The organism is Burkholderia sp. Ac-20365 (assembly GCF_017104715.1).
In the GTDB taxonomy this organism is placed as follows: Bacteria; Pseudomonadota; Gammaproteobacteria; order Burkholderiales; family Burkholderiaceae; genus Paraburkholderia.
In genome coordinates this window covers 1-5234 of record NZ_JAAGPI010000087.1, presented here as the reverse complement: position 1 = coordinate 5234, position 5234 = coordinate 1, and the positions used below count along the sequence as shown (strand labels likewise).

Genomic DNA, 5234 nt, shown 5'->3' with positions numbered 1-5234 from the left:
GCAGCACGCGGCGCGCTGAACGACGCAACGGGGTCCGAATCATTCGACGCAGACCGCACACGCGATCTGCGACAGCGAGGCATGCCGGCGTCCGCGTGATGCGCTAGCGCATGACATGCATCACGCGGATCGCCTCGCTTACATCGCCCGGCCGCGCCGGTCCTTTTTTTGCACTACGCCGTGTTATTCGCCAATGAAAATTCTTCATCTCCTTTCGACAGTCGATCCACGGGCAGGCGGACCGACTGAAGGTGTACGACAGAGCGGCGTCGCAATGGCGTCGCTGGGTCACGAGATCGAGGTCGCATCGCTCGACGCCGCCGATGCGCCGCATGTGCGCGAATTCCCGTTGCCCGTGCACGCGCTCGGGCCGGGGCGCAACCACTATGGATTCACACCCGCTTACGTGCCGTGGCTCCAGCGCGAGGCGCAGCGCTTCGATGCCGTGATCGTGCATGGACTGTGGCAATACCATGGCTATGGCGCATGGCGTGCGCTGCGCGCGTCGAAGGTGCCGTATTACGTGTACACGCATGGCATGCTCGATCCGTATTTCAAGCGGACCTATCCGCTCAAGCATCTGAAGAAATGGGCGTACTGGCCGTGGGCGGAATATCGCGTGCTGCGCGATGCGGCCGCCGTGATCTTCACGACGGAAGACGAACGGCTGCTCGCGCGGCAGTCGTTCTGGCTGTATCGCGCGAACGAACGCGTCGTGCCGTTCGGCACCAATCCACCGCCGCCGCATGCGCACGCGCTGCGCGAAGCTTTCCTGAGCCGGTATCCCGACTTGCGCGGCAAACGGATCGTGCTGTTTCTCGGGCGCATTCACGAAAAGAAGGGCTGCGATCTGCTGATACACGCGTTTGCCGACCATGCGCAGCGCGATCCTGACGCGCATCTGGTGATTGCCGGTCCGGACGCGACGGGCTGGCAGCGGCCGCTGCAGGCGCTCGCGCGTTCATGCGGGATTGAGGAGCGGATCTGCTGGCCTGGCATGCTGCAAGGCGATCTCAAATGGGGCGCGTTCTATGCGAGCGACGTGTTTGCGCTGCCGTCGCATCAGGAAAATTTTGGCGTGGCGGTGGCTGAGGCACTGGCGTGCGGTCTGCCTGTTTTGCTTTCCGACAAGGTCGGGGTTTGGCGTGAAGTCGAAAGCGATCAGGCGGGATTCGTGTCGAGCGATACGATCAATGGGACGCAGCGCAATCTGCTGAACTGGCATTCGCTCGACGCGGTGGCGAAGGCTCAGATGCGGGAGCAAGCGCGTCGCACTTTCGACGCCAGGTTCGGGATTGCCAGCATGGTGGATTCGTTGACTGCCTTGTTGCAGCCGGTTGCAGCGGCTCCTCGTGTTGTGGATCAGCAGTCGCCGCAGAATACACCCGGTGCGATGCCGAGGAAGGCTGCTGCGCAGAGGGAACCTTCGGTGAGTTGAGGTCTGGGTTGGTTTGATTTGGTTTTGGTTTTGGTTTGGTTTTGGTTTTGGTTTGGTTTGCTTGTGCTGTTGCTGGCATCCGCGTTTTGCTTTCGTGATTCAAGCGTCGCCCCTGTGCGGGGCGGCACCTACTTTTCTTTGCCGCGGCAAAGAAAAGTAGGCAAAAGAAAGCCGCTGAACACCGCCAGCACTTGTTCCCGCCTGAGGGCCCCCAACGGGTCCTCCGCTTCACACGGCAACCTGCCTTTCACTGCCCGTTACCAACGCTCTTATTGAGCGCCTCACCCGCTTCACACTCCCGCGTCACCACACGCGCGACCAAATCTCCCACGTTCTATAGCGGCAAACTGTGTGTAGGCTGTCGCGGCGTACGCGCTCCACTCCGGACTGAAAAGCACGATCGGTGTCGTAAGAACGCAGAGGTGTGAAGCACTACGACCGACACACAGTTTGCCACCTGGGCGGCCGTAACCAGTCGCTGCCGTTCGCTGCGCTACGGGTGATTGAAGTGGGTGAGGCGACTAGCCGAAGCGTTGGCAACGGGCATTGAATGGCAGGTTGCCGTTTGAAGTGGAGGAACCGTTGAGGGCCCTCAGGCGGTGGTCAAGAATTGGCGGTGTTAGCCCGCTTTCTTTGCTTACTTTCTTTGCGGCGGCAAAGAAAGTAAGTGCCGCCCCGCACAGGGGCAACGCATGAAGCACCAGTAACAAAACGCGGATGCCAGCACAAAAACAAAAAAACCAATCCACGCGCTACGCGCAAAAAAAACCACATCACAAAGCCTCATTCCCTCCAGCCCTAACGAGTGACTGCGCCGCAATCGGCAGCTTACCCAACTCGGCACTCGCCGCGCCGCCAAACCGCATACCGGCAGCCGCCTCGCCAATAGGCAAGATAGTCGCGGTATCAGGCCGCCCTAACCGCTGGGCAATATGCTCACCCAACCTCAACGCGAGCGCAGAAATCGTAATAGTCGGGAAATTCGCCCCAACGGTTGGAAACACCGAACTACCCGCGACATACAGATTGCTCATCCCATGCATCTTGCAATCGCGATCGACCACACCTTCACGCGGCGAATCGTGCATCCGCGTCGTGCCCATGTGATGCCACGTGCCTTCGAGCTTCGCCGGCCACGATGAGCGCCCCGTGAGCGGCTCGTCGAGTTCCACTTCGGCGACACCCATCATCTTCAACTCGTCGGCAAGCAGCTGGAACGTGCGGTCGAACGTATGTTGCACCAGTTCCGTGAGCCGCCAGTCCACTTTCACGCGAGGCAATCCAAGCATGTCCTTGCGATCCGACAGCGTCACGCGGCTATCGCGGTTCGGCTCCGCTTCGACGATCGCCTGCAGCTTCACGTCCGAAATCAGCGCGCGCAACTGCAACAGACGCGTGAGACCGAAGCCGACGGTATCGATCGGATGCGCGGCCATCGTCATGTAATCGTCACGCGCGCGACGGCCCGGCTGCTCCTTGCGATGCAGCGCCTCACGGCAACGGATCAGCGCTTCCGAACCCGCACTGCCTTCGCCAAAGAATCGCGAGAAGAACCACACGCGCGAATTGAGCAGCTTCTCGCGCTGGATCACGTCGTGCGTCAACGCGAACTGCGACGAGATATGCGTGCCATGCGCCGCAACGACGGGGTTCTGATAGTGGTACTTGATGTCGTACAGCTTGTTGCGCGACCACTCTTTGGAGAACTTCACCGTCGCCGTCATCAGGCGCGGATGGTCCATGAAAAATCGGCCGACAAGGTCGTTGCCGTTGCCGAGACCCGCCGCCTGAACCTTGTTCGACGCCAGCAGCAGCCGCGCGTTTTCGATGCCGCCCGTCGCCAGCACGAACACCTTCGCATTCACGCGAACCCGCTTGCCCGTCAGCGTCACGACATCGACACCCGTCACTTCGGATGCCTGCGCATCGCTATCGATATTGACCACGTTCGCGTTCAGGAACACGCGCACGCGCTCCGAGCGCCGCAATACCTCGCGATACACCTTGCCGAAACGAACTGGCGGGCTGAACTGCGACACGGTATCGCGCACATTGCCCGACATCAACGGATAGCGGCGAACGTCGCCGCGGTTGATCTGCTGCTCCCACCACGCGGGATCGAAATTGTGCGGCCCGAGCTTGAGCAGCGCATGCGTGCGCAGATAGTACGGTGCGAGTTCTTCGAGGCCGAACGGCCAGCCGCTGTGCGCGACCCAGTCCTTCTTGTCGAAGTCCCACGGATCGAGCGGACGGCACCAGCCGCCCCAGCAGTTGCTGCTGCCGCCCAGATAACGGCTGCGGCAACCATCGGCGAATGTATAGGGAATGCCGACGTTCTCGCCGCGATAGAGATCGCGCGTTTCGTCGTCGGCCTTATAGCCACCGCTTTCGAGCAGGCAGCATTCGATGCCCGCGCGGTCGAGTTCCATCGCGAGCGTGATACCCGCGACTCCCGCCCCGATGATGCATACGGTCGTCGACACAGCGACGCCTTGTTCGACACTGCGGGTATCGATAAACATCCCCTGCTCCCAGCTTTGTGTTCTGTTCGTACCTTGTACGGCCGCTCAAAAGCCTGGTCCGTTCTGGCCCCCGCCGTGCACGCGAGCAACGCTCGTCATGCAGCAACGCCCTGTGGGTTTGCACGCGCCGGGCGCCCGCGACCGCATACTATGTTCCTGCACCAGCCAGTGCTTACGTAGGATGATGGCTCGCAGTAAGGGAGTTCATCCGCCAACTTCGCGCTTCCGGCAGACAGAAGCATGCATCCGGTGAAAGTTACGAGGGCTCGCCCACATCCGTGTCGAAACGCTTGCGGATAAAGCGACACGGATTGCCGCCATACACGCCTTCCGCCTCCAGGGAGCGGTGCACAACGGATAGCGGGGTCACGACAGCCGACCGCCCGATCGTCACGCCCATCTGCACGACGCACTTCGACGAGATCCACGCGCCGTCTTCTATGACGATGGGCGCGACGCGCAAATCCATATTTGTTCGCATGTCATGCGAGCCCGCACTCAGAAAGCTTCCTTGCGAAATGCAGACATTCGAGCCGATATGGATCGGCGCCTGGTTATAGATCCACACATCGACGCCGAACCAGCAGTTGTCGCCGACCGTGAGGTTCCACGGCGCTTTCACGCGCACGGGATGCACGAAGCGGCAGTTCGCGCCGATCTTCGCGCCGAACAGCCGCAGCAGCGCCACCCGCACCGACGATGCGGGCAGCAGCTTGTTGTTGATCACGCAGGCCTCGATAAAGAACCACATCAGCTCGACCAGAAAGCCGCGCGACGCAACGTAGTTGCCCTTGCCCGCGAGGCTCAGGTCGATCACGCGGCCCGGCGCTGACGCTGGCGTATCCGGCGAGGGCGGCACCGCATGCTGGTCTTTCATGCGAGCGTCCTGAGCGTGGGCGGCCCCGCCGCCGATCGGGGAATCGAACGTGTTGTCCATGATCTTCTCCATTCGATGAAGGCGCAGCGCGGTATGACCGGCCTATGAGGCCGCGCCTTCCCATCTGCATGACGCCCTGTCTGCATCGATTATCTGGCCCGCGTGCACATGTGGACGGCCACTGTCCGCGCCGTGCGGAATTTTGGCGGATCTAAGCAGAGTGTCCGTATCACCATGGCAGCAGGCTCCATGACGTTTGCAGGAGGGAGGCGACAATGACTGCTCATCTTCGCTCGCGGCAACGGCCGGCCCGCGTGCAGCCGTTGCGCGTCGGGCCGGCGCCGCGCATGCTGATGCTCGCCGCTGCGCTGGCGGCGGCGCTCGCGCTGATGCCGCG

The 5234-nt window shown here is 61.6% G+C and carries 3 protein-coding genes; 1 reads left to right on the top strand and 2 read right to left on the bottom strand.

Annotation, left to right across the window (positions count from 1 at the left end; translation table 11 throughout):
- The first annotated feature begins 193 nt into the window (after nt 1-193).
- Complete coding sequence (locus G3O01_RS44630) at nt 194-1438, top strand: glycosyltransferase (protein WP_205813881.1); 1245 nt, start codon at nt 194-196, stop codon at nt 1436-1438.
- 773 nt (nt 1439-2211) lie between these two features.
- Here G3O01_RS44630 and G3O01_RS44625 read toward each other — a convergent pair.
- On the bottom strand, nt 2212-3960 hold the full coding sequence (locus G3O01_RS44625; RefSeq protein WP_205813880.1) for a GMC family oxidoreductase: 1749 nt from the start codon (nt 3958-3960) through the stop codon (nt 2212-2214).
- A gap of 256 nt (nt 3961-4216) precedes the next feature.
- Nucleotides 4217-4837 carry a DapH/DapD/GlmU-related protein gene (locus tag G3O01_RS44620; protein WP_241024795.1) on the bottom strand — a complete coding sequence of 207 codons (621 nt, stop codon included), beginning with the start codon at nt 4835-4837 and terminating at the stop codon, nt 4217-4219.
- Between the last annotated feature and the right edge of the window lie 397 nt (nt 4838-5234).

Excerpts from the sequence above, each read along its gene's own strand:
- G3O01_RS44630 (WP_205813881.1), top strand. The coding sequence starts at position 194 with ATGAAAATTCTTCATCTCCTTTCGACAGTCGATCCACGGGCAGGCGGA.
- G3O01_RS44625 (WP_205813880.1), bottom strand. The coding sequence starts at position 3,960 with ATGTTTATCGATACCCGCAGTGTCGAACAAGGCGTCGCTGTGTCGACG.
- G3O01_RS44620 (WP_241024795.1), bottom strand. The coding sequence starts at position 4,837 with ATGAAAGACCAGCATGCGGTGCCGCCCTCGCCGGATACGCCAGCGTCA.